This window comes from Bacillus sp. AK128, from assembly GCF_053903075.1.
The window spans coordinates 66495-89379 of record NZ_CP096379.1 but is presented as its reverse complement, the minus strand read 5'-3'; the positions used below and the strand labels follow the sequence as shown (position 1 = coordinate 89379).

The following is a 22885-nucleotide window of genomic DNA, read 5'->3' as shown; positions in this document are numbered from 1 at the left end:
GATTTACGACATAAAAAGGCGAACATGTAAACGTTCGTGTCGCATTTGTGCAATCTCCAAGCCAGGACTAACGGCGGCAAAATCATTCTTCGATAATTCATAAATGCTATGAACGGCACTCTCTAAATGAGGCTGGACCTCCACTAATATTCTCTGTCCATCAGTTTGACCAAGCGGAATTCCTCTGACTGCGTTCTGAACAATCGAGGACATCGTAGAAAATAAATAGGTTTGCACGCAAGCTTCCTTTGGCACACCTAAATCATGCGCCACTAAAGCAAACACGATAGCGGAGTGTCCATATGCCTTTTTTTGTTGAATCAGCTTGAAGTACTCTTCTAAATAGTTGGATGGGTAAAGATCCATGCAGAGCTTTGCCATCCTCTCTCCAATCCGGCGATTCCCAAGTCTCGTTTCTTCCGCAAGGCTTGATACATATAGTCGTTCATCAAGCTCTACTACTTCAGCTAAATCTTCCCGTAAAAGAGCATCATAGGCGAGCTTACAGGCGAGACCATCAATAAATACAAGCTGCTTTCGAATATAAACATTAATAGCTTTAGCAAAGCTTTCTTTATCCGTTATAACTCCTTCTTGAATGTATGTTTCAAGTCCAAATGAATGAGAAAAAGCTCCTGAAGGGAAGTTTGAATCACTCAGCTGAAGGAGAGGGTATAAAAGATTAGCCATGGCTATGTCCGATATGACGAAATGCCTGCTTAACCGTTCTTTGTTCCCTTTCATATGGAATCGCTAGCTGCTGAAGAAGCTCTTCTACTAAATAATCATATTGAACGAGCATCTCATCTCCTTCAAATTGTGCAGGCAAATGACGATTTCCTAATTGATGGGCAATGTCCCCCATCTCGCCAATTGATCTTGGCTTGATGACAATTAAATCATCGGCTTCAACGGAGATGATAATCATATTCCGTTCATCCATGAATAAAACATCCCCGTCCACTAACTCCCGGTTTTCCTTTAAGCGAATGCCAAGTTCATTGCCATGGTCGGTTACAACACGTTGAATTCGTTTAACGAGATCATCGCTTCTCATATAAATTCTTTCTACATGAGGAGCTCTTTTTTCTAAGCTAGTTATATTTCCAACTATTTTTTCTATGATCATTGTCTATCACCTCAAAATAAGAAATATCGTTGTGCCATTGGAACAACTTCTGCTGGCTCACATGTAATGAGCTCTCCATCTACTTTTACCTCATATGTTTGCGGATCAACTTCAATCGTTGGTGTTTCACCATTGAATACCATATCCTTTTTTGAAAGATTACGAATTCCAGAAACAGTCTTCACTATTTTCTTGAGGCCTAGCTCTGTATGAACCCCTTTTTCAAAGGCAGCTTTGGAAATAAAGGTAATTGATGTTTTATACTTTGCACTTCCAAAGGAAGCAAACATCGGCCGATACAAAACAGGCTGCGGGGTTGGGATACTTGCATTCGGGTCTCCCATCAGGCTATGAGAAATCATCCCACCCTTAATGATGAGGTCAGGTTTTACTCCAAAAAAGGCTGGATCCCACACCACTAAATCTGCCAGTTTCCCAACCTCAATGGAACCAACATGCTCTGAAAGTCCATGGACAATAGCTGGATTAATCGTATATTTAGCTATATACCGTTTTATACGCTGGTTGTCTCCTATCCCTTGATCCTCTTTAAATTTACCTCGGTGCTTTTTCATCTTATCAGCGGTTTGCCACGTTCGACTGATTACTTCACCAACACGACCCATTGCTTGTGAGTCAGAAGAAATAATGCTAAATACCCCCATATCATGCAAGATATCCTCTGCTGCAATTGTTTCTTTTCTAATTCGGGAATCCGCGAAGGCAATATCCTCTGGTACACTTGGATCTAAGTGATGACAGACCATAAGCATATCTAAATGCTCTTCAAGTGTATTCACTGTATAGGGCCTTGTTGGATTGGTAGACGAAGGGAGAATATTCGGAAGGCTTGCTGCCTTTATAATATCCGGAGCATGCCCTCCACCCGCTCCCTCCGTATGATAGGTGTGGATCACTCTTCCTCCAATCGCCGCTAATGTATCCTCGACAAATCCTCCTTCATTTAAGGTATCTGTGTGGATTGCCACTTGAACATCATACTGATCAGCCACCTTTAAGCTATTGTCGATTGCAGAGGCAGTCGTTCCCCAGTCTTCATGAAGCTTTAACCCGATTGCTCCTGCTTCAATTTGTTCTTTTAAAGGAAGCTCACTTGAAGCATTTCCCTTTCCTAAAAAACCTAGGTTAATCGGAAATTCCTCAGCTGCTTCTAGCATTCTATGAATATTCCATGGTCCAGGTGTACAAGTGGTCGCATTGGTCCCTGTAGCAGGGCCAGTTCCACCACCAAGCATGGTTGTCACTCCCGACGTGATGGCTGTTTCAATTTGCTGTGGGCAGATAAAATGAATATGGGCATCAATTCCACCTGCTGTTACGATTTTACCTTCTGCAGCAATTACCTCTGTCCCGGCTCCAACAACAATATTAACTCCGTCCATTAACAACGGATTTCCAGCCTTGCCGATCGCAGCAATTAATCCGTCCTTCACACCGATATCCGCTTTATAAATCCCTGTATAATCTAAAATGATTGCATTGGTGAAAACAAGGTCCATCGTTTCATCACTCGTTGCAAGGGGGTGCTGACCCATTCCGTCACGAATGACCTTTCCACCACCGAACTTTACTTCATCACCGTAGGTCGTATAATCCTTTTCAATCTCGATAAATAGTTCAGTATCAGCTAAACGAACAGCATCGCCCACAGTTGGACCAAACATATCTGCGTACTGCTTTCGCGACATCTTAAAGCTCATTTACTTACCCTCCCTTGCTACCGAGCCATTCGTTAAATTGTTTAACCCATATACCTTTTGTTCTCCAGAGAAATGGACGAGCTCTACTTCCTTCTCATCTCCCGGTTCAAACCGAACGGCCGTCCCAGCAGGAATATTTAAATGCTTTCCGAATGCTTGGTCACGATCAAAACGGAGCCATTGATTCACTTCATAAAAGTGAAAATGTGAGCCAATTTGGATAGGACGATCCCCTCGATTTAATACGATTACTTTTATCGCCTGTTTGTGTTCATTACATAAGATTGGATCCTTTTTTAATACATATTCTCCTGGTATCATAGCCTTCCCCCCTTAACGAATTGGATCATGAACAGTAACGAGCTTGGTTCCATCAGGAAAGGTTGCTTCTACCTGAATATCAGGAATCATTTCGGGAATACCCTCCATTACATCCTCTCTTTTAAGGATCGTTGTCCCATATTGCATGAGCTGAGCAACGGTTTTTCCGTCTCGTGCTCCTTCTACTACCTCATATGTAATAATCGCAATCGCCTCAGGATAATTAAGCTTTAATCCACGGCTTTGCCTGCGTCGAGCAAGGTCTGCTGCCACTACAATCATCAACTTCTCCATCTCACGTGAAGTTAATTTCATTCCCGTTCTCCTTTCTCTGCTAAAAGAACTCTAAATTAGACCATCAGAATACCTTGAGTAATAATTAAATGAGACTAGCGAGCTAAAATCATCAATACCTAACATCGTATGTAATAAAACCTTACATATAAATTAACATGAATCAACCTGCTAAACAACTAAATTTTCTGAAAAATTAAATTAGGAATTTTTTTGAAATGAGGTAGTACCGAATAGAGACAGCGGTAGTTAACGGGGTGTTTTATGAAGATTCCAGGAGTAAAAACAAAAAAGAGCCAAAATTCAGCTCTCGTTTTTAATCGATTTTTTGATAAAGAAACTAGCAAGAATAAAACCATAACCAATATGTCCAATCAACCAAAAAGCAATTGCCTGGAAGGAGGTAATTGGTGGCGTTCGTTCAGACAATGCTGTCGTCGGATAGAGAAAGATTCCTATGAATAGACAAATTAAAACAGTCCGAATGATGATCTCACGATTGTTCCAACGGTATTTAGTAATAACCAGAAGTAAGATGATGGATAGCATAATTGAAATAATTAAATGCAGGAAAAACTCCACAACTTCTGATAAATGGATCTCCTTTATATAAGGGATATAATCAACATTTAGTAATAGGGTGTAAACCTTTGTCCCTACTTTTTCTTCAACTAGCTTTAAAAAAAGACCAAGTAAAACACCAGAAAAAATACCGATAATTGCTCCTTTAATTAAAATTCTCAAAGCTTATCCCCCTTTTTATCTTTACAAAATCTATACAAATATTGTACACATATATTATACTTTAACATAAATAGATTGTTCATTACGATTAGTTTGAAAAGGGGAATTATGAAAAAAATTATTGTTTGGTTTCGCAAAGATTTACGCCTCCATGACCATCCTGCATTATGGGAGGCAGCTCAGCAAGGAATGGTTATTCCTGTCTTTATATGGTCCAAAGAAGAAGAGATAGATCTACACGCTAGTCCAACGGCAAAGTGGTGGCTCCATCATTCACTAGTTGAAATAATAAAAGCCTTTTACTCCCTTAACATACCATTCATCATTCGTGCTGGTAACTATCTAGATGAGCTTCAAGAGGTAATAAAGGAAACAGGTGCAGAGGTTGTTTATTATAATGAGCGATATGAACCTAGTGCTATTCATAATGATGAGAAGACGTTAAATGGGTTAAAAGCATTAGGTATTCAGACCAAAACCTTTCGTTCTCATCTGCTTTATCATCCGTCGTATATACTTACTCAATCAGGGGAGCCGTACAAGATGTTTACTCCCTTTTTCTCTAGCCTTATGAAAGAGTCAATCCCTAGACCCTATCCAATCCCTAAGGAGATTTCTGGCTATAAAACACCAATTAAATCACTTTATGTTGAGCAACTAGACCTACTCCCTTTAGTAAGGTGGGATGAAAAGCTTCATCGCTACTGGATACCTGGTGAAGATTTTGCCATCAAGCAATGGACGCGCTTTCTAAAACAGGGGGTGCATCGCTATCCGGATGAGAGGGATGTACCGGCAGCACAAGCAACCTCAGGACTTTCACCTTATTTATCATCAGGAAATATTAGTGTAAGAGCGATTTGGTATGCTGCTAAAAGACATGTTGACGAGAACAAGGATGTACATGGTCAAGTTGATGCTTTTCTCCGCCAGCTGGCTTGGAGAGAGTTTAGTTATTATCAGCTTTGGCATCATCCATCAATCACCAATACTCCGCTACGTCATCAGTTTGAATCCTTTCCATGGATGAACCAGAGTGAACATCTAGATTGCTGGAAAAGAGGAATAACTGGTTATCCCCTTGTAGATGCAGGAATGCGAGAGCTATGGGAAACAGGTGCCATGCATAATAGAGTGAGAATGGTTGCTGCCTCTTTCCTTGTGAAGCATCTGTTAGTTAATTGGACCGAGGGATTGAGCTGGTTTCGTCATACATTGGTTGATTTTGATCCTGCTAATAATTCAATGGGCTGGCAATGGATTGCAGGAACGGGCTTCGATTCTGCACCTTATTTTCGTATTTTTAATCCCATCCTTCAAAGTGAAAAATTTGATAAGGATGGAGAGTATATCCGCACATGGCTTCCAGAGCTCTCAAAGCTCCCTGCACCTTATATCCACCGGCCGTGGGATGCACCCGCTGATATTTTAGAGGAAGCTAATATTGTTTTAGGTGAAACCTATCCCTTCCCTATCGTTGACCATACATCGGCAAGAGAGCGTGCACTTCGGGCTTATGAGGAGATTAAGTAATTGGCTTTTCTATTTGTAAGAAAAAGGTAAATCGTTGATAAAACTAGTCTTTTCGTTGATAAATTGCGTTTTTCGTCGTTAAGAGGTCAAGAATCGATGTTAAAAACAAAATATCGTTGATAAACTTAGTTATTTCGTTGATAAGTTACTTTTGACAGAGTCAATACTAACTATTTGTCTTCCTAAAACGGCTGAAATGAGTAATTTCAATAAAACAAATCTAAATTAAGTTGAAGAATCACTAGAATGCTTTAAAAGCACAAAAAGATGACATCAAAATCGATGTCATCTCTTTTTAGTTACGCTGAATGGCGCCCATACCCTCTAACAATACTTTTGCATCTGAGTTAAGGTGATTGATAAAATCCGCTTTTAATAAAAGTTGCTGTTTATCTTTTATCGCCAGTTTGACTGATCTTATATCAAAGTTTGTTGCGTATTTATTAACCGCACTAACAGTAGCGAGCTCACTTCTTGTTAACTGCTCCTGACCGGACTCCACTCTGCTTGTAATAAATAGTAAGAGCTCTCTTGCATTACCTTTTAACAGACTTCTATTCGCATTAAGTATTTCGTGATTTTCCTCGATGTATTTCCTAGCACTCACGAGATCCAATTCATCTACAGCCTTATTAATCTTGGAGATCAGTTCTTTAAGTTCCATATTCGAATTCCTCTCATCTATATATTATAAGACATTGCTTCCTTTAGTTTAGATGATGGAGGAATTTCTTTGAATAGGAATACCTTCCTATAAAAACTTGAACCTCTTAAATAGATGGCCAAAATTACCTTCTCTACTAACAACTACTTCTCCCCATACTGCTTATACAGTGATAGTAAATACCCCACTACGGCCTCTTGCTCTTCCTTGCTATACCCGCTTTGTTCATCAATCCAGAAGGAGTGTCCTTCACCTGTCACACGAACATCTCGGAGACGTTCACTAGACTGGTTCGCTTCGATTACCTTTTGACGTAAGTCACGGTCCACCATGGCCAATAAACTGTTTTTTGGATCTGGATTTACTCCTTTTATTATAGTATTCGTCATACCTAATTCTCCGTTCTGACCTACCGCAACGCCGCCGTCATGTAAATAAGGAACGGTCCAATAAAGTCCAATTAAGCTTGGCACTTTATAACCACCTGGAGAATTATCATGCCCAAACGCTAATTTAACTTGTTCTGGATCAAGATGCTCGGTTGGTACTTTTAGCACTTTTGGATTCTCCGGAAGTGGGACTGGTGTATCAGGAGCGTATAAATATGATTCTCCAAATACCTTTTCTGTTTTACTCAAGCCTTTAGCTCGTGATGGTTGTGTCCCCACTACTTTTGTTGAAATTACTTGATTATTCGTTAGGTTATTCCCAGCATGACAGCTGATACAACCAGCACTGACAAACACCTCTCTACCCTGGGCAATAGTCTCATCTGATATCTCGTACTTCGGTTTTGGTGGATTAATGGTGTTTTGCCAAGCACTGACTGCATAATTCTGTTCATTAAATGTAAATCCTTCCCCACTAACAAACACACCCGCTGGGGCTACTATAGAAACTTTTGGAAATTCAGGTTGAGCTACAATCTCATTCACACCTACCGCTCCCGGTGTCGGGTCTACTGACTCAAAAAATTCAGTCGGCTTCTCCTCCAAATTAGGATTGTATCGGAATTTTGGATTGGCTGCATTTTGCAGGATCATGCCCATGTAAACCTCTGGATCTATATCCACTAATTCATCACTGATTTTTACTTGGGTCAATGAATCTGCATTTTGTGCATGAACATTATTACTAAAGGAGGCTAACCCTTTAAAGGGTCCAGCAGCTGAAAAGCCACTCCATCCATATGGGTGGTCACCTAACGTATAAGCATCCGGGATTTGACATGGGTTGGCAATCATATCAACCGTCGAGTCGAAGTTTCCTCTTGGCCATTTGATTAACATTTGGTCTACTGCTTTCTCTAGTTCCTCCGCATCTGGCAAAGATGTCTGTTTACCTTTAGAGTCCACAATCTTCGGACTCGTTTCCCGTACATATTTTTCGATACTTTCTATTTGTGAATGGGAAAAGAAAGCCGTTGAATTGGTTGCCAATGCCATAATCAAACCTGCATTCAAATCAGCATTAGGGGCATTTTCAACCACTGTCTTCGTTACCGGATCAACGGAAGCATGACAGGCTGCACAACTGATTCCAACTCTTACTCTCCCATCACCCCAAGACATTGGCATTCCAAGCGGAGTTAGCGATCCCTTTGGAACATCAATTCCTGTATCTACTATATCTCCCTTTTTAAAGATTGTTTCACCAAGGGTAATATCCTCCGCTAGCTCAACCCTTAGATTGCTTGTACCCTCACCATTAAGTGCAAGAATAGCTTTCCCGATATTAGTAATTGACAGAGGACCATTGATTACTCCCATAATATCCGTTAGAAATACCTCATTGCCAAAAGTTTCTTTATAAAAGACCTCTCTACCAAGCTCAAGGAGCTCTTCATCTATTTCGATCGCCCCCTCCTCGAAGGTCTCTTCACTTGTGGTTACATTTCTTATTGATTCTGAATCTTTACTCACAAATCTTCCCCACACATCAACACCTTTACGGTCATTCCGAGTGTGATCATAGACCTTTTCTTGATCAGGGATCATCGCATATTCAAACTCATTTGTATATATAAAGATGGCTCCGACCGCGATAAGAGCTATTACTATGTATAAATAATACCTGCGCTTCATGTTGTCCTCCTTGAGTGTTCGGGATGATTTTTTTATTTTTACCTGTTTTGTCAAAATAATCACGATTCCCAATAAATGAATCTTGAATCTTGTTTCTTCTTTTAAACAAATGCTTTTTAATTCTTAAAACGAACTGGTTGCATTAAACTTGCTTAAATATTTTGATTATAATACGCTTAAAAAAAATCTAACTTATCAACCGATTAGAAGGGATGATGATATATGACTCAAAATGAAAATTTGAGCTGTGCGATTGGAAAGCCGAAGGAAATTAAAGCGGATGGTTCGTTTAATCGTCAGACAAACCGATTTACTACCCCATTTGGTCAACAGCCTGATGAATTACCAGTAGAAGCTGGACGCTATCGACTTCTTTGGTCACCAGCTTGTCCTTGGGCTCACCGAGCAGTTATTGTTCGGAAGATTTTGGGACTAGAAGATGCAATCAGCCTTGGTACAACAAGCCCGATGCGACCTCGTATTTCTCGTGTGGATTGGGAATTTTCTTTAGATGAAAATAATATAGATCCTGTGCTTGGAGTTCAATATATGAGTGAGGTCTATCACAACGCTGACCCAGAATATACGGGTCGTCCAACCGTTCCAGTAATGGTAGATATTAAGGAAAAAAAGGCCGTTAACAATGATTATTTTAAGCTGACTAACTATTTTGAAACAGCGTGGGCACCTCTTCATAAAGAGAATGCACCCGACTTATATCCAGAAGTCTTACGAGCTGAAATTGATGCATTAAATGAGGTCATCTTTCATGAAGTAAACAATGGGGTTTATAAATGTGGATTTGCCCAATCACAGGAAGCTTATGAAGAGGCCTATCAAACATTGTTTGCAAGACTTGATCAATTGGAGGAACATTTATCAACAAATCGCTTCCTACTTGGTGATTACATTACAGATTCCGATGTTAGATTTTATACAACATTAATTCGCTTTGATGCGGCTTATTTTACAGCGTTTAATACAAATCGTAATTTAATCCGTGAATTTCCTAACCTATGGGGGTATGTGCGTGATTTATACCAATCTCCTGGATTTGGTGAAACGACTGATTTTGATTCAATTAAAAGACATTATCATTTATCCATTACAATCTCACCTGATAAGGTCGAACCGACTGTTTTACCTTTAGGGCCAGAAGTTTCGATTTATGAAACTCCCCATAACCGAGCAGAGCTTAGTGGGAAAGCAGAGAAGTTCTTAATTCAAAAATAGGAGTCGAATACAATGAGTAATCTCAACATTCTCGATGCTAATCAGGATATACTTCCCTTTATTAGGGAACAAAGAATAAAAGCTTATAGTGAATATGCGAACGTGCTACCTGCAGATCATTGGAATGCTTTGAAGAAAGCTTTATCGAGTGATGCTGATCTTCAAGAAGGCGTAGAGATCATAGCTGCGGAATTAGATGGGAAAATAGTCGGGAGCATCGTGTTATTTCCTCCTAAATCAGATGCCTATGACGGATTGGTAGATGAATTGGATTATCCTGAAATAAGAATGCTTGCCGTTGATCCTGAAGCACGTGGAAAAGGCGTGGCAAATGCCTTAATTTCTGAATGCTTGAAGCGTACTAAGGAAAAAGGAATCCACTCAATTGGTTTGCATACTGGAGACTTTATGAAAAATGCCATGAGTGTTTATGAAAAATTCGGTTTTAGAAGATTACCTCAATACGACTTTGAGCCAGCAAATGATGGAATCATTGTTAGAGCGTACGTTTTAGAATTGAATGATTAAAAGGAGCCATGTGAACTGCTTAAGCTGCAGTTCACAATGGCTCCTTTTTTATATGATGACCTTCTCATAGGATTCTACTTGGTCCTTACCATTTTCTTTTGCTTGGTATAGAGCATCATCTGCCAACGAGATGAGTAGCTGTGGTTTTTCCTCATGAATCGGAATAATCGTTGCGACCCCAATACTCATTGTTAAATAGCCTTTTGGAGACTCTTTATGTTCAATCGCCTGGTTTCTAATCATTTCTTTGATTTCCTGTGCGACCTTCATTGCTTCCTGACGATCCGTAAGACTTAGTATGACAGCAAACTCTTCTCCGCCATACCTAGCAAAAGTAGCGTGACTATGACCAATACCTTGATCTAATGTCTGTGCTACAATACGTAAGCACTCATCTCCCTTTAGATGTCCATATAGATCATTATATTGCTTAAAGTAGTCAATATCTAAAAGGATTAATGAAATCGGTTTTTGTTCGTGTATAGCTTCATTCCAATCCTCTTTTAATCTTTCATCAAAATAACGTCGATTGGCTACATTTGTTAAGCCATCCTTAAAGGATAACGCCTTTAATTTCTTATTTGCCTTTTGTAATTCAGCAGTACGATCCTCCACCGTTTGTTCAAGCTCATTAGCCCAGTTTCTCAAGTAGACATGCGTGGCTTCTGCTTTCGAGAAGGTATTTGCTAGCTTTTGAGAATTTACTAATCCTAAACCTAGTACAAAGATTAACGAGCCTAAAGGAATCAATTCGCCTTTGCTTATATTTTGACTGTAATTATAAAGATCATGCAGGCAGGCCATTAATAATGCACCTCCACAGATCGTTGTAATAAATGAGCCTGATCTTTTACGAATATATGCTTTAATAAAGATAAAAAAGCTGTAAAAAGCTATTAAAATGGTATATGGTAAGTAAAATTTGACTGTACTAGTAAAGATAGAAACTGGACTAAATAGCACAATCAATGAACAAAATCCTGAAATGACTGCTACGGTTTTAGTTAATAATTTAGATGTTTCCTCCGGATAGGAATAATAAAGAAACAACATAAAGAATGGAACGCATAAGTAAAAAGATAGATATGTTAACTTTGTTTGAAGTAAAAACGGTGTTTCTGGGAAAATCCCCACAAAATAGACTTGACCAATAAAACTGATTCTTAATGCAATTAATATACAGAATAAACCAAAGAATAATGGAATATATTCTTTCTTTCGAAATGCAAATAAGGAGATATGATAAAGTCCTAGCAGAGAGAGTCCACCGAACATTAACATTTCAAATGCTATACTTCTTTCTCTCTCTTTTAATAGGTGACTTGCTTCGCCTAATACAAGCTCTCCTCTAATTGCACCTGAACGGTAATGAAAATTAGATACTTGAAGAACTAGCTCAATATCGTTTCCATTAGCCATAAAACTATGTACTGCAGGTTTATAGGCTGGTTTCTCTTCTACCTTTGTTCTTCCAACTACCCCATCGCCACCTATTAACTCACCATTTACAAATAATTTATAAGCTGATGGGATTTTAGAGATCTTTATTGCTAATAAATTTGAATCTGTTGTATCTATATTATTAATTTTCAATCGATACGTCGCATACCCAAGATCCATTTCATCTTCTTGTTCTAGTGTAGACCATTCGTCTGGAACGCTTACCATCTGACCTCTGTTGTTTATTTGGTCTGGTTCGATGAGCTCATTCCAAAAAAACTCCCATTCTCCATGTAAATTTAACGAGCCAAAATCAGAGAAAGACTCATTTTTAATATCTACTTCTCCATTTCTAATTGGGATGGTTTTGGAACCTTGTTGATCCTGTAGATTAAACATAAACAGAAAAGCAGCTACTAATACTAGAATAAAAATACCCTTCTTAAAGGACATGTGTTCCATGCCTCCCAACAACACTCTTAGTGAATGATAGAAAACCATTCTTTATATCTTTACCTATTACTTTTGGACTATATATGAACTTTATTTTAACAGGTATTACTAGCTATTTAACAATTAATCTTCGACATTTATCGACAGCTTTAATTATAACATTTTAGTCTATAATTGCGGAAAATTAAACATTATCTGCTGATTCTCCTAATGAAAGGCCCTAATGTACATTTCCACTAAGTATCCATAAAAATAGACCAAGTAAAGAAAAGCCTACTCAGTCCTTGTTTAGTCCATAAAAAATTTCTACCATCAAAGTTATGTAACTATAATAGTAACTCGCTCCCTCAATCCAAAATAAACGCCATCATTGATTTGTCATCTCTAAGATCCCAATCGATAAATATATCTCGAACTGAACGATTAAAGATTTCATGGAATTTCCCGTGGTGGTGAAAGTATTTTTTTTCTAATTCATCCTTTGTGATCTTGAGCTCTTCTTCAAAACCTTTTTCAATTAATGATTGCTCGATTCTGATTAAAATGCCTACTCGCTCGATTAAATAGATGGTTGGAGAAATAGGAGTAATGAATATTTGGTCAGGTATCTTTTGAACGAGCATACTAATTCTAGCTACTTCTTTCTCTAATAATGAAAGATTAACTGTGGAATCGGTTAAGGCCTGATTAAATTCTTGATCTATAATAAATATAATGACTCCTGAATTATTAGGGAAATTCCAATCATGATAGATTCCTTCTATCTCACAATCCAATGTGATTTGAACCATACCTTTTAATTCTTTCATTAAAGGGGTGATAATGAAGTTCCTTGCCTTTTCGACTTCGTTTCTCTGCCCTTGAGTAAGTAGTGCCTCTTCCATTGGAGAAATAAACCCTCGAATATAAACTACTACGAAATTCCTATTGATCGTAGTTTGACAAGATTGCGGGCCCTTCCCGAAATTTTGTCTAAGCAGCTTACTAGCATAACTACTAATCAAGTTCAAAGTGTCCTGTTCCATTTATGACCTCCTCTCACTCTTTATCAATCTGACTATATCCATATTTCCTTGGCTCTGTTGGATTCATAATAAGCATAATCACACTTTTATCCAGCTCAAAATCCCAGTCTACCAATACATCGACTACCTTATTTTTTAATATGGCTTGAAACTGATTCGTATTATGAAGATAGGTCTTTTCTAAATTCCGCTTTACTCTTCTAAGCAGATCACCATGACCAAGGCGAATTAATTCCTTTTCAATTCTGACTAATATTCCATTTCGAATGATTAAAATGGTACGTTCATTTAGTTGACAGGAATAGATCTCTTCTGGGACTTTTTGAGCTTGTTCACTTATTAATGAAATCTCTTGATTAATGGCCTCTTTACCCTTATATTCTTCATCAATATTATCTAATAGGGTAAGTGGCTCATCGCTAATACATGTAATCATTGCAGACTTATTATGTAAATTCCAATCATAGTAAACCTCTCTGATCTTTTTACCTGTTTGGATTTCAATATATGCCCGTACTTCAGGGGTAATGGATTCCATCAACTTATCTCTTAGTTGTAAAATCGTCATCTCTTGATCTTGATCTAAAAGTACCCGTTCAGAGGGTGATAAAAAATTCCTCATATAAATCGTGGTGAAAGTATATCCAATCGTCGTATTAACAGATTGAGGTCCTTTCCCAAAAATCTCTCTAAACAGCTTACCTATATATCCACTAATTTCTTTTTGTAAATGAACAATGGTTTCATCCATACTAGTACTCCTCCCCCGAAATAATCAATATTATAGTATGTTCTTTTTAAGGAGGTTAAAAACGGTTTTATAACAAATTTTAAAAAACCACGTGCTGGGCAATTTGCAAACATGTAGTTTAAATAACTTCACCTTACACTATATCCTTCACTAAATGACTGACCTGAATTAGCTTCACTTCTACCTCTACCATCAGTTCTATTGGAAGATTACTTGTAGGTAAATGTTCAATGAACCGATGAACTTGTTCGTATAGTTTACTCATTAATTCAAGGATTGAAGATACTAAGTCAATAAGTAATTGTTTATCAATAATTTGCCCCTCTAGTACAGTGATACAATATTCCTTTACATTGAGAATATTTAAAAAGGTTTCTTTGTAATTAAAATCTATTTCTTCTCCTATATGATATTTCTCTCCAATTAATTTGTCTATTTCCTCCATTAGTCGGTTCACTTCTACTAATATTTGTGAAGAAATTTGATCTAAGTTCTTGATAGACCGGGAGTATTCTAACTCCTTATAGCCTCTTACCTGTTGACTCATGTTGCCTAATCCCCCTTGTTGAATTTCAAAAAAAATAAGCCAAATTAGCAAAAAGGTATGTCCTTTTTGCTAATTTGGCTTACGTTTAGCTAACTGTCTAAATCATTCCTACCAAATCTTTATAAAATTTTTTCCGCATCTTTATATCAAACTATGGTGTTGCTTCTAGTTCTTGTCTGGTAAAAAAGCTTAATCATCTTTTTTACAAGATTATTTTATAAAAAATTCAAAACTGTGTAAACCCTTTAATGTAAGTAAAAAAATAGGTAGCACTCATCACACTGATAGTCCCAAGTCATATAAATGCCAGCAATTGTTCTTCCAAGGGGAAGGTGAAATTCATGTTTATGATTCATATAGATTTGTTTAATTTCAAATGATCGCTCTAATAAAAGCTCGGTGTAACCTCTTTGTATCAAGACCTTTTCCGTCTGTAGAAGGATTCCTTCATAACGGATGGCTAGTATGTTGGGAGTAATTCTAATCATTTTTAATTTGTCAGGAATCTTATGTGCTGCTGAAGAAATATTAACAATTACCTCCAAAAGCTGATTTGGAACCTGTCTAGCATCCTCCCAGTCAAGATGTAGGCTTTTATTTTCAACAAGTAGAATCCCAGTGTTAGAGGAATAGTCCCAATCACTAAAATAACGATCAAAGTGTAGATGAAGTAAATGATAGGCTTCTTCAGTGAATTGCTGAAATACTCTTTCCATTACACTATTTCTAAATTGTTGCGCCAACTTATGTTGATTTCTTTCAAGTAATACTTCTTCTGCCGGTGTAACAAAATTTCTCATATAAATGGTTAATCGTTCTGAATGAAAAGTGACATAACAGGTTTCAGGACCTTTTCCAAACCTCTTTTTTAACATTCTACTTAGTGTACTACCTAGCTGCAGGAGGTGCTCTTGACTAGCCATATGCAGCTTCCTCATGTGAATTTCCTCCTTTTTCCATAGAAAAAGGCCTAACTCCTCAAAAAGAAGTTAGGCCATGGAAAGACGATCTATTTAAATATAGTTTCTTCCATTTACCCATGCTTTTATTTATTTTTCATATCGTTGCATTTTTTAATTATTATTTTCCTCAAGTAAAACCATTGACAGCTAGAAAATGGTCCACAAATATTATACCAAAGAAAAATAGATGTTGCAAGAAAACAACCAATTATCAAGTGGGATTAGGTTCCACTTCTTTCTCATAGCTTGGTAAAAGTAAGGAGAATTTTGTCCCCTGTCCTGTTTGGCTAGTCACCTCAACGGAACCTCCCATCGACTCTACGATATGGTAAACCGCCATCATCCCTAAGCCCGTTCCTTGGTCCCCTTTTGTTGAAAAATAGGGTTCGCCTAAACGGCTAATTTGTTCTTTTGTCATCCCTATGCCGGTATCTTCTATATGAATTGTGACCATCTTCTGCTTTACCTCAGTGTATACTGATAACGTACCACCGCTCTGCATCGCTTCAATCGAATTTTTGAATAGATTCATTAATACTTGCTGCATTCGCTGCTTATTGCCTTCTATATAAAAGCTACTACTCCTGTAATTTATACTAATAGAATTAGCATTCGCTAAAGGTCGCATCACTTCAATGGAGGTTTTCAGTAAATCGTCTCCATCTATCCTTTGGTATTCTCCCGAATTCGGCTTCGTAAAAGCTAAATACTCTTTAATAATCGCTTCCGCACGGTCAATTTCACTTATGGCAATCGATACATATCTAGTAATCTTCTCTCGATCAATTTTGGGATCCGTCATCAATTGTAAGAAGCCTTTTACGGTCGTCATTGGATTTCTCACTTCATGTGAAAAACTGGAGGCCAAATGACTAACTATCTCCATCTTTTCTGTCCGCAATAAGCGCTCATGAAATCCCATATACATGGTCATTTTTTCCCATAACAGAACAATAAAGAAAAGCCCTGCTGCTTGTAGAATCATTTTAATGAATGCCATTTTAAACGAGATTGACTGATCATACAGATATATAATCACTACAATGCTAAGTAATGAGGTAAATCCACCGATTATAAGACTAAACACTAGCTTTTTTCGATAAGAAAGTGACAGGAAAAAGGGAGATACAATACTAATCACACTACCGATTAACACGGCTAATATAATGGTTGAATAGCTACCCGTTCCACCAATCCACAATCGATAACCAATATTCACTAGCATTAACCCAACAGTAATTAACCAACCACCATATAAACCAACAGCCATAATAGGAATCATCCGAAGGTCAATCATGAAGTCCTCATTTAAATGAATGGGAAAGGTGATACAAAATATTACAGCAAGAGAAGCTAGGCAAAATAGAAATAGTTTGGATACCTGTCCATTCTTTGCTTTTGTGGAAACTACCAGTATGAAGCATATAAAAATTAGAAAAAAGTTCAAAACAAGATCCTTAAGGATATCCATCAGTGTAATCTCCACCATTATAAGTAAACAAAAAAGCCAAAATAAGAGTAGAGCTTGCTCTACCTTATTTTGGCTTTAATATCTAGCCTCTTTTAACTAGATTCGTAACCTATATTTATTTTTTTAATAGAATCGTAAGTAAGTAGATCAGGGCATTTTTTCCCTCTATCCACTTATTATCATATATTAATTTGTATGAATATTCAATAGGTTTACGACTCACCTATAATGGCACGGGCTGCATGATAGCCACTTAGGGCAGCTGACAGTGTCCCTGGTCCTGGAAATGCTTGCTCTCCTACTATATACAATTGACGATGACTTGAACGAATACTTTTAGGTTTGATAATTGCATTTCTCACAGTTAGTGGAAATCCTCCAACTTCAGCCTTCCCGACAAACTTCTTATAGGTCTTAGGTGATCCTGCTTCAGCATATAAAATGTGATCCTGTATCGGAATGCTCTGATTAATAATAGTAAGTATATCTTTCATCAATCGTTCTTTTTCAAGCTTATATTGCTCAGTTGATATGGATAACCATGGGGATGGAATCGTATGAACAGACACGGTCATCATAATTTCACTCTCTACCTCACTACTCAATCGATCCTTTGATTGGTGAAAGGTGACATATATAGGACCATGAACATTTTTCAGAAGTTCTTGTTGGTCTTTAGTTGGAACAACTTGAATGGCAAAGGGGAGCTTGCGTTCTTTTAGCTCATTCACATTTTCCTTATCTATAAGGGCATCTATTCGAAAGGCTCCCCATGAAAATCCTTCTTCGTCTATATAGCTTGTTCTAGGTCCAAAAGATATCCCTGAATTATTTATGATCACATCATAGTGCCCATTCACTTTTTTGCTATGAACTTCCCACTTTTTTTGCTGTTTATTATAGTTCAGTTCCTTTACAGGTGATAATAAATGGAGAGTTGCTCCATAATCAGTCATTCGATTTGCAATTGTCTGACACAGTGTAGATAACCCGTTTTCAATGGCATAGCTTCCATTTCGATAAATCGTTAGAGCTAAACTAGAGGGGAGTAGAGCGGCGTTCTTCACATCTGTTTGCGCAGCATCCATTAGCTGTGCATCTAAAAAGTATCTAAGGGGAATTAAATTCTCCAGTTTGTACTTTCTTAGCAAATCCTCAACCGTCATGAACGCATATTTACTTAAACGTAAAGTATTTGTAGGAGATTGGAGGATTACATGTAGTAAACGGTTCAAATCGGCTAACCGTTGAATAGGTAAGTAGACTCTCCCTTTCACAACTTTTTCAACCGCTTGACCAATTCGGTGAAGCTCCCTCCAAAATGCAAGTACTTGGTCTTGTTGATCCGTAAATACATCTCGCAACTCTTGTTCCCATAATAAAGCATCCTGATAAATTGATATTTTCCCTGCAGGAGTCACTACATCCATTGGATGCTGTAGTTCTTCAAAGGAAATCGATACCTGTAAATCATTGAGGATGCTCCTTAGCACACCGCCTTCTTCCAGCCCGAATGCAATCGTGGCGCCTGTTGGAAATATACGATTCTTCCTAATATAAGCACCAGCGGAGCCCCCGACTGTTGAAGCTTTCTCCAATACTGTCACTTGAAAGCCTTCCTTAGCTAAATACGCCCCTGCTGTTAAACCACCTATTCCCGCTCCAATTATACAAACTGTCTTAGACAACTCAATTCGCTCCTTTGTTTCCGACTGCATGTAAGGAATTAGAAAAGGACATTATCAAATGTCCTTTTCTTTAGTATTCACTATTTATACATGGAAATAATCAATTGCTATAAATGGCTACTAAACTAATAAGATTTAAGCAATTTTAGCTAAGATTGAATCCATTCCTCCATCTAAGTCCTACTCTAATAATCCAATCAATAACCAATTAAGCCCACCAACAATATATAAAATTAAAGCAAGACTGTATAACATCTTCATTACGTGCGCCTTTATTTTTGTATAACGTTTGCATAGTTTTTCTATATATATTATACAAATACTATACAATTATAACAACAATTTTATCTTTTATTTTTAAATTTTATACAAATAGGGAAATTACGAAGCTTTTTTGTATAAATTATGTATAATTATAGTGAGGTGAAATCTTATGTACAATATTAAAAAGGTGTCCGAGCTACTAGACATTCCAACTGTTACGATTCGAGCATGGGAAACAAGATATCAGGTGATTTCCCCCACTCGTACGGATGGTGGGCACCGTTTATATAGCAAAAAGGATATTGATACACTTAGTTGGTTAAAGGAAAAAATGCAAGAAAACAATATAAAGATTGGGGAAGCTGTGAGGTTATTACAACAACAAACTAAACAGCAGAAGCCCATTATTTTCGATACTCCTAAGGGATACGATGGCTTAGTTGATCAGCTTTATGATGCATTGGTTGAAATTAATACCGAGCAAGCGAATGCTTTAACTGATCTTGCTTTCACCTTATATGACTATGAAGATGTCTTTCAACATATATTTGTTCATGTACTCTATAAAGTCGGGGATGAATGGGAAAAGGGAGAGATTACAACGGCCCAGGAACATTTCTCTTCTCAATTCATTATTCAAAGATGTACTCAGTTTTTAAGAATTCTGCCAACTGATCATTCTCTGCCAAAAGTACTTGCTTTTTGTCCTGAAGGAGAACACCATCATATTGGGTTACTGCTGTTTAGTCTATTCCTCAGAAAAAAAGGAATCGATGTCATTTACTTAGGACCAAACACTCCCCTTTCAGGGCTTACAGAATTAATAAAAAAGAAGGAGATTTCCATTATTGCCATCTCCTTAACAAACCCTCAACCATTCGATGAGCTTGAAAATTGGATTAAGAAATCCCTTAATACTGAACCTCATCTACAGTTTGTATTAGGAGGAAAAGCTATACAAGATACCGAGCTCTTCCATTCACCATCAGTAGTGAATCTTCAGAAGGTGGAATGGAACGAATGGTTTCAAGCAACGATTAGGTAAGACTTTCCCTTTTATAATCAGAAAAAGCAGCTGAATCAACCGTCAGCTGCTTTTATTGTTATTCGGCAATCGCGGTTATGACTAATCTTTCTTCATGCGTTCTTTTAAGAAGATTGTAATCTCCCGAGCATGTAATTAAATGTAGTCGTTTTTGAGAAGTAAACCCAAAGATTTCCTCAATGGGTCCCTCTTCAAATGGATAAGACTTTATAGAAATGACTTTATAGGTTACCTGTTTAGTTCCATCCGAAATGATAATTTCATTTTGGGTCGAGAGCTCATGTAAGTTCGCAAAACTACAAAAAGAGCGGTCAGCAATTTTGCTGACTCGCCCTTAATTTATTCATTATTTTTACAACCCTAGTGAAATATACTTAACCTCTAAATACTCCTCAATTCCATGATGCCCACCTTCACGTCCTAATCCACTCTGTTTAAATCCTCCAAATGGAGCTTGTGGAGTGGAAGGTAGACCATCATTTAGTCCAATTATCCCATATTCTAGTGCTTCTGTTAGGAGAATACCCCGGGAAATATTTTCAGTGAATACATAGGCCGCTAGTCCATAAATGGAATCATTAGCGCGCTTAATGACCTCCTCCTCTGTTTTGAAAGAGGTAACTGGTGCCAAAGGCCCGAATGTTTCTTCTGACATACAAAGCATTTGGTCACATACATTGGATAAAATTGTAGGCTCCATGAACAAGCCCTCTCTTACTTTTCCACCTATTTCAACCTTAGCCCCTTGCCCTACTGCATCCTTAATATGTGTTTGAACTTTCTCGATTGCAGCTTCATCTATAAGAGGACCTATATCTGTCCCTTCATCCAAGCCATTCCCCATTTTGAGACCTTTCACTTTTGCTGTTAGCTTATCTACAAAAGACTCATATATGGACTCATGAACATATACACGATTTGTACATATACATGTTTGCCCTGCATTTCGGAACTTTGCTTGGATGACACCATTAACGGCTTTTTCTAGATTGGCATCATCCATCACAATCACAGGTGCATGGCCACCTAGCTCTAAGGAAATTTTCTTAACTGTATTGGCTGAACCTTTCATTAATATTTTGCCTACTTCAGTCGATCCGGTAAAGGTTAGCTTTCTCACACGTTGGTCCTCTAATAAGACTTCGCCAATTTCTTGAGCGTCACCGGTAATGACATTCACGACACCATTTGGTATGCCTGCTTTTTCAGCTAGTTCTGCTAGTTTAAGAGCTGTTAATGGTGTTTGTTCCGCTGGTTTCACGACCACCGTACAACCGGCAGCTATTGCTGGAGCAACCTTTCGAGTGATCATAGCTGCTGGGAAATTCCAAGGTGTAATGGCAGCTACTACCCCAACAGGTTGCTTTTGAACAAATAGACGTTTATCTCTTCCTGTCGCAGGAATGGTTTCTCCGTAAATACGTTTTGCTTCTTCTGCATACCATTCTAAAAATCCGTTCGCATAGTTTATTTCACCTAAAGCTTCCTTATAAGGCTTTCCCTGTTCTAGTGTCATTGTTTTTGCTAGGTCTTCTTTATGTTCATTAATTAGCTCAAACCATTTTCGAATGAGAGCAGCCCGCTCATAAGCAGAAAACTTTGACCACTCCTTAAATGAATCGAAAGCAGCATCTATTGCTAGATTTGCTTCCCGCTTCCCTCCTTTGGGTACAGAAGCAATCACCTCATTTGTCGCAGGATTAAGTACTTCGATTAAGTCTAGCTCCTGTCCCATCCACTGTCCATTTATGTACATAGAATATCTTTCCACGTTAACAACCTCCCTTTTACCTATTTACCGTTTAATACATCTACTAAACTAATAAGCTTCCCTGTAAATTTTTTCAATTTCATCGACTGAAAATTTTCTCGGATTGTTTTTAAGGAGTCGTTCAATTTTGCTAGCGTCCTCTGCCATTGCTGGAAGCTCCTCTTCAGGAATATTAAATGCGCGTAAGCCTTTTGGTATATTAACAGCCTCACATAACCTACGCATAGCTTCTACTGCCCGATCAGCAGCTTCATAGTCTGATAGTCCACTCACATTCTCCCCAAGGGCCACAGCAATATCTCGGAACCTCTCTAAACAGCTTATCTTATTCCATTCCATCACATAGGTTAATAGCAAGGCATTACTCACACCGTGAGCAATGTGATATCTTCCACCAAGTGGATAAGCTAGCGCATGAACTGCTCCTACACCTGCATTACCAAATGACATCCCTGCCATTAAACTAGCTGTTGCCATGTTTTCTCTAGCCTTTAAATCATTTGGATTTGCATAAGCCTTTGGTAAATGAATAGCTATTAACTTCATGGCTCCTAGTGCAAGCGCATCTGTAATAGGTGAAGCATGAACAGAGATATAGGCTTCAATCGCATGGACAAGTGCATCCACTCCACTTGCTGCGGTAACAGACTTCGGCATGGATACCGTCATCTCTGGTGCCACAATAGCTACATCAGGTAAAAGATAATCACTGACAATTCCCTTTTTTAGTTGAGCTTCTTTATCTGAAAGAATTGCGATATTAGTCACTTCTGATCCGGTTCCGGCAGTAGTCGGTATGGCGATGATTGGCACACCTTTTTGAGGAACAAGATCTGTCCCAAATAATTCATGGATAGTTCCAGCAAAGTGAGCAAAAGCTGAAACACTTTTTCCAATATCGATGGCACTTCCCCCACCTAATGCGATGATTCCATCATACTCCCCGGTTCGGAATACGGAGGTGCATTCTTCTACAATTTCAATTTCAGGCTCTGGTTTAACACCTGTATATACTCCAGATGTAACCCCTTTCAATTTTGCTTGTACCTTTTCGACAACTCCAATACTTTGGAGGATTTCATCTGTTACAATAAGTGGTTTTTTAATCAGAAGACGCTCCACTTCTTCCTGTAATCGTTCAATGGATCCTGCACCCGTGATTAGCTTATTGGCAATCTTGAAAACTGAAATACTCATAGACCTTGCTCCTCCCCCTA

At 38.1% G+C, this 22885-nt stretch carries 23 protein-coding genes; 4 read left to right on the top strand and 19 right to left on the bottom strand.

The genetic code is table 11. The annotated features are described in order from the left end of the window. Window positions 1-3: 3 nt before the first annotated feature. From M1D60_RS00415 to M1D60_RS00390, 6 genes are all read right to left on the bottom strand, one after another. A complete protein-coding gene (locus tag M1D60_RS00415) occupies window positions 4-690 on the bottom strand; it encodes an urease accessory protein UreF (RefSeq protein WP_456277262.1) in 687 nt (228 codons plus the stop codon). After that, the gene (gene ureE, locus M1D60_RS00410) at window positions 683-1129 is read right to left on the bottom strand and encodes an urease accessory protein UreE (RefSeq protein WP_456277261.1); all 447 of its coding nucleotides are present in this window, start codon (window positions 1127-1129) and stop codon (window positions 683-685) included. The genes M1D60_RS00415 and ureE overlap by 8 nt, the downstream gene beginning before the upstream one ends. Window positions 1130-1140: 11 nt before the next feature. Further along, window positions 1141-2850: an urease subunit alpha gene (gene ureC, locus M1D60_RS00405; RefSeq protein ID WP_456277260.1), complete on the bottom strand. Its 1710-nt coding sequence runs from the start codon at window positions 2848-2850 to the stop codon at window positions 1141-1143. After that, entirely contained in the window at window positions 2851-3171 is a 321-nt protein-coding gene (locus tag M1D60_RS00400; protein WP_456277259.1) for an urease subunit beta, read from the bottom strand. Between the two features lie 12 nt (window positions 3172-3183). Next, window positions 3184-3486 carry an urease subunit gamma gene (locus M1D60_RS00395; protein WP_456277258.1) on the bottom strand — a complete coding sequence of 101 codons (303 nt, stop codon included), beginning with the start codon at window positions 3484-3486 and terminating at the stop codon, window positions 3184-3186. Between the two features lie 282 nt (window positions 3487-3768). Beyond that, complete coding sequence (locus M1D60_RS00390) at window positions 3769-4209, bottom strand: hypothetical protein (protein ID WP_456277257.1); 441 nt, start codon at window positions 4207-4209, stop codon at window positions 3769-3771. Between the two features lie 108 nt (window positions 4210-4317). Here M1D60_RS00390 and M1D60_RS00385 point away from each other — a divergent pair, with 108 nt between their 5' ends. Next, window positions 4318-5742 carry a cryptochrome/photolyase family protein gene (locus M1D60_RS00385; protein WP_456277256.1) on the top strand — a complete coding sequence of 475 codons (1425 nt, stop codon included), beginning with the start codon at window positions 4318-4320 and terminating at the stop codon, window positions 5740-5742. A 295-nt stretch (window positions 5743-6037) separates the two neighbouring features. On the opposite strand, the gene M1D60_RS00380 is transcribed toward M1D60_RS00385, so the two are convergent. Then, window positions 6038-6406: a hypothetical protein gene (locus tag M1D60_RS00380; RefSeq protein WP_456277255.1), complete on the bottom strand. Its 369-nt coding sequence runs from the start codon at window positions 6404-6406 to the stop codon at window positions 6038-6040. A 143-nt stretch (window positions 6407-6549) separates the two neighbouring features. After that, the gene (locus M1D60_RS00375; protein ID WP_456277254.1) at window positions 6550-8490 is read right to left on the bottom strand and encodes an electron transport protein; all 1941 of its coding nucleotides are present in this window, start codon (window positions 8488-8490) and stop codon (window positions 6550-6552) included. 222 nt (window positions 8491-8712) lie between these two features. Here M1D60_RS00375 and M1D60_RS00370 point away from each other — a divergent pair, with 222 nt between their 5' ends. Together M1D60_RS00370 and M1D60_RS00365 are read left to right on the top strand one after the other, a co-directional pair. Next, window positions 8713-9723 carry a glutathione S-transferase family protein gene (locus M1D60_RS00370; protein ID WP_456277253.1) on the top strand — a complete coding sequence of 337 codons (1011 nt, stop codon included), beginning with the start codon at window positions 8713-8715 and terminating at the stop codon, window positions 9721-9723. Between the two features lie 12 nt (window positions 9724-9735). Then, on the top strand, window positions 9736-10251 hold the full coding sequence (locus M1D60_RS00365) for a GNAT family N-acetyltransferase (RefSeq protein ID WP_456277252.1): 516 nt from the start codon (window positions 9736-9738) through the stop codon (window positions 10249-10251). A 48-nt stretch (window positions 10252-10299) separates the two neighbouring features. On the opposite strand, the gene M1D60_RS00360 is transcribed toward M1D60_RS00365, so the two are convergent. From M1D60_RS00360 to M1D60_RS00325, 8 genes are all read right to left on the bottom strand, one after another. Beyond that, on the bottom strand, window positions 10300-12144 hold the full coding sequence (locus M1D60_RS00360; protein WP_456277251.1) for a sensor domain-containing diguanylate cyclase: 1845 nt from the start codon (window positions 12142-12144) through the stop codon (window positions 10300-10302). 347 nt (window positions 12145-12491) lie between these two features. Beyond that, complete coding sequence (locus M1D60_RS00355; protein ID WP_456277250.1) at window positions 12492-13169, bottom strand: Na-translocating system protein MpsC family protein; 678 nt, start codon at window positions 13167-13169, stop codon at window positions 12492-12494. Between the two features lie 13 nt (window positions 13170-13182). Next, window positions 13183-13920 carry a Na-translocating system protein MpsC family protein gene (locus M1D60_RS00350; RefSeq protein WP_456277249.1) on the bottom strand — a complete coding sequence of 246 codons (738 nt, stop codon included), beginning with the start codon at window positions 13918-13920 and terminating at the stop codon, window positions 13183-13185. 133 nt (window positions 13921-14053) lie between these two features. Then, window positions 14054-14467: a hypothetical protein gene (locus tag M1D60_RS00345; protein WP_456277248.1), complete on the bottom strand. Its 414-nt coding sequence runs from the start codon at window positions 14465-14467 to the stop codon at window positions 14054-14056. A 245-nt stretch (window positions 14468-14712) separates the two neighbouring features. After that, the gene (locus M1D60_RS00340; protein ID WP_456277247.1) at window positions 14713-15405 is read right to left on the bottom strand and encodes a Na-translocating system protein MpsC family protein; all 693 of its coding nucleotides are present in this window, start codon (window positions 15403-15405) and stop codon (window positions 14713-14715) included. 235 nt (window positions 15406-15640) lie between these two features. Continuing rightward, window positions 15641-16900 (bottom strand): ATP-binding protein, encoded by a 1260-nt coding sequence (locus tag M1D60_RS00335; protein ID WP_456277246.1) that lies wholly within the window; start codon window positions 16898-16900, stop codon window positions 15641-15643. A gap of 212 nt (window positions 16901-17112) precedes the next feature. Then, the gene (locus M1D60_RS00330; RefSeq protein WP_456277245.1) at window positions 17113-18588 is read right to left on the bottom strand and encodes a phytoene desaturase family protein; all 1476 of its coding nucleotides are present in this window, start codon (window positions 18586-18588) and stop codon (window positions 17113-17115) included. Between the two features lie 180 nt (window positions 18589-18768). After that, entirely contained in the window at window positions 18769-18843 is a 75-nt protein-coding gene (locus tag M1D60_RS00325; protein ID WP_456279536.1) for a DUF378 domain-containing protein, read from the bottom strand. A gap of 178 nt (window positions 18844-19021) precedes the next feature. Here M1D60_RS00325 and M1D60_RS00320 point away from each other — a divergent pair, with 178 nt between their 5' ends. Beyond that, window positions 19022-19897, top strand: a complete 876-nt coding sequence (locus M1D60_RS00320) for a MerR family transcriptional regulator (RefSeq protein WP_456277244.1) — start codon at window positions 19022-19024, stop codon at window positions 19895-19897. Window positions 19898-19955: 58 nt separating this feature from the next. Here M1D60_RS00320 and M1D60_RS00315 read toward each other — a convergent pair whose 3' ends face one another. From M1D60_RS00315 to M1D60_RS00305, 3 genes are all read right to left on the bottom strand, one after another. Then, window positions 19956-20150, bottom strand: coding sequence for a class F sortase (locus tag M1D60_RS00315; protein ID WP_456279535.1), 195 nt, complete (start codon window positions 20148-20150; stop codon window positions 19956-19958). A gap of 99 nt (window positions 20151-20249) precedes the next feature. After that, window positions 20250-21668: an NAD-dependent succinate-semialdehyde dehydrogenase gene (locus tag M1D60_RS00310; RefSeq protein ID WP_456277243.1), complete on the bottom strand. Its 1419-nt coding sequence runs from the start codon at window positions 21666-21668 to the stop codon at window positions 20250-20252. A gap of 48 nt (window positions 21669-21716) precedes the next feature. Beyond that, entirely contained in the window at window positions 21717-22865 is a 1149-nt protein-coding gene (locus M1D60_RS00305; RefSeq protein ID WP_456277242.1) for an iron-containing alcohol dehydrogenase, read from the bottom strand. Window positions 22866-22885: the final 20 nt, after the last annotated feature.

Excerpts from the sequence above, each read along its gene's own strand:
- ureE (WP_456277261.1), bottom strand. The coding sequence starts at position 1,129 with ATGATCATAGAAAAAATAGTTGGAAATATAACTAGCTTAGAAAAAAGA.
- M1D60_RS00360 (WP_456277251.1), bottom strand. The coding sequence starts at position 12,144 with ATGTCCTTTAAGAAGGGTATTTTTATTCTAGTATTAGTAGCTGCTTTT.
- M1D60_RS00370 (WP_456277253.1), top strand. The coding sequence starts at position 8,713 with ATGACTCAAAATGAAAATTTGAGCTGTGCGATTGGAAAGCCGAAGGAA.
- M1D60_RS00365 (WP_456277252.1), top strand. The coding sequence starts at position 9,736 with ATGAGTAATCTCAACATTCTCGATGCTAATCAGGATATACTTCCCTTT.
- M1D60_RS00340 (WP_456277247.1), bottom strand. The coding sequence starts at position 15,405 with ATGAGGAAGCTGCATATGGCTAGTCAAGAGCACCTCCTGCAGCTAGGT.
- M1D60_RS00335 (WP_456277246.1), bottom strand. The coding sequence starts at position 16,900 with ATGGATATCCTTAAGGATCTTGTTTTGAACTTTTTTCTAATTTTTATA.
- M1D60_RS00305 (WP_456277242.1), bottom strand. The coding sequence starts at position 22,865 with ATGAGTATTTCAGTTTTCAAGATTGCCAATAAGCTAATCACGGGTGCA.
- M1D60_RS00350 (WP_456277249.1), bottom strand. The coding sequence starts at position 13,920 with ATGGATGAAACCATTGTTCATTTACAAAAAGAAATTAGTGGATATATA.
- M1D60_RS00355 (WP_456277250.1), bottom strand. The coding sequence starts at position 13,169 with ATGGAACAGGACACTTTGAACTTGATTAGTAGTTATGCTAGTAAGCTG.
- M1D60_RS00375 (WP_456277254.1), bottom strand. The coding sequence starts at position 8,490 with ATGAAGCGCAGGTATTATTTATACATAGTAATAGCTCTTATCGCGGTC.
- M1D60_RS00385 (WP_456277256.1), top strand. The coding sequence starts at position 4,318 with ATGAAAAAAATTATTGTTTGGTTTCGCAAAGATTTACGCCTCCATGAC.
- M1D60_RS00380 (WP_456277255.1), bottom strand. The coding sequence starts at position 6,406 with ATGGAACTTAAAGAACTGATCTCCAAGATTAATAAGGCTGTAGATGAA.
- M1D60_RS00400 (WP_456277259.1), bottom strand. The coding sequence starts at position 3,171 with ATGATACCAGGAGAATATGTATTAAAAAAGGATCCAATCTTATGTAAT.
- M1D60_RS00395 (WP_456277258.1), bottom strand. The coding sequence starts at position 3,486 with ATGAAATTAACTTCACGTGAGATGGAGAAGTTGATGATTGTAGTGGCA.
- M1D60_RS00415 (WP_456277262.1), bottom strand. The coding sequence starts at position 690 with ATGGCTAATCTTTTATACCCTCTCCTTCAGCTGAGTGATTCAAACTTC.
- M1D60_RS00345 (WP_456277248.1), bottom strand. The coding sequence starts at position 14,467 with ATGAGTCAACAGGTAAGAGGCTATAAGGAGTTAGAATACTCCCGGTCT.
- ureC (WP_456277260.1), bottom strand. The coding sequence starts at position 2,850 with ATGAGCTTTAAGATGTCGCGAAAGCAGTACGCAGATATGTTTGGTCCA.
- M1D60_RS00320 (WP_456277244.1), top strand. The coding sequence starts at position 19,022 with ATGTACAATATTAAAAAGGTGTCCGAGCTACTAGACATTCCAACTGTT.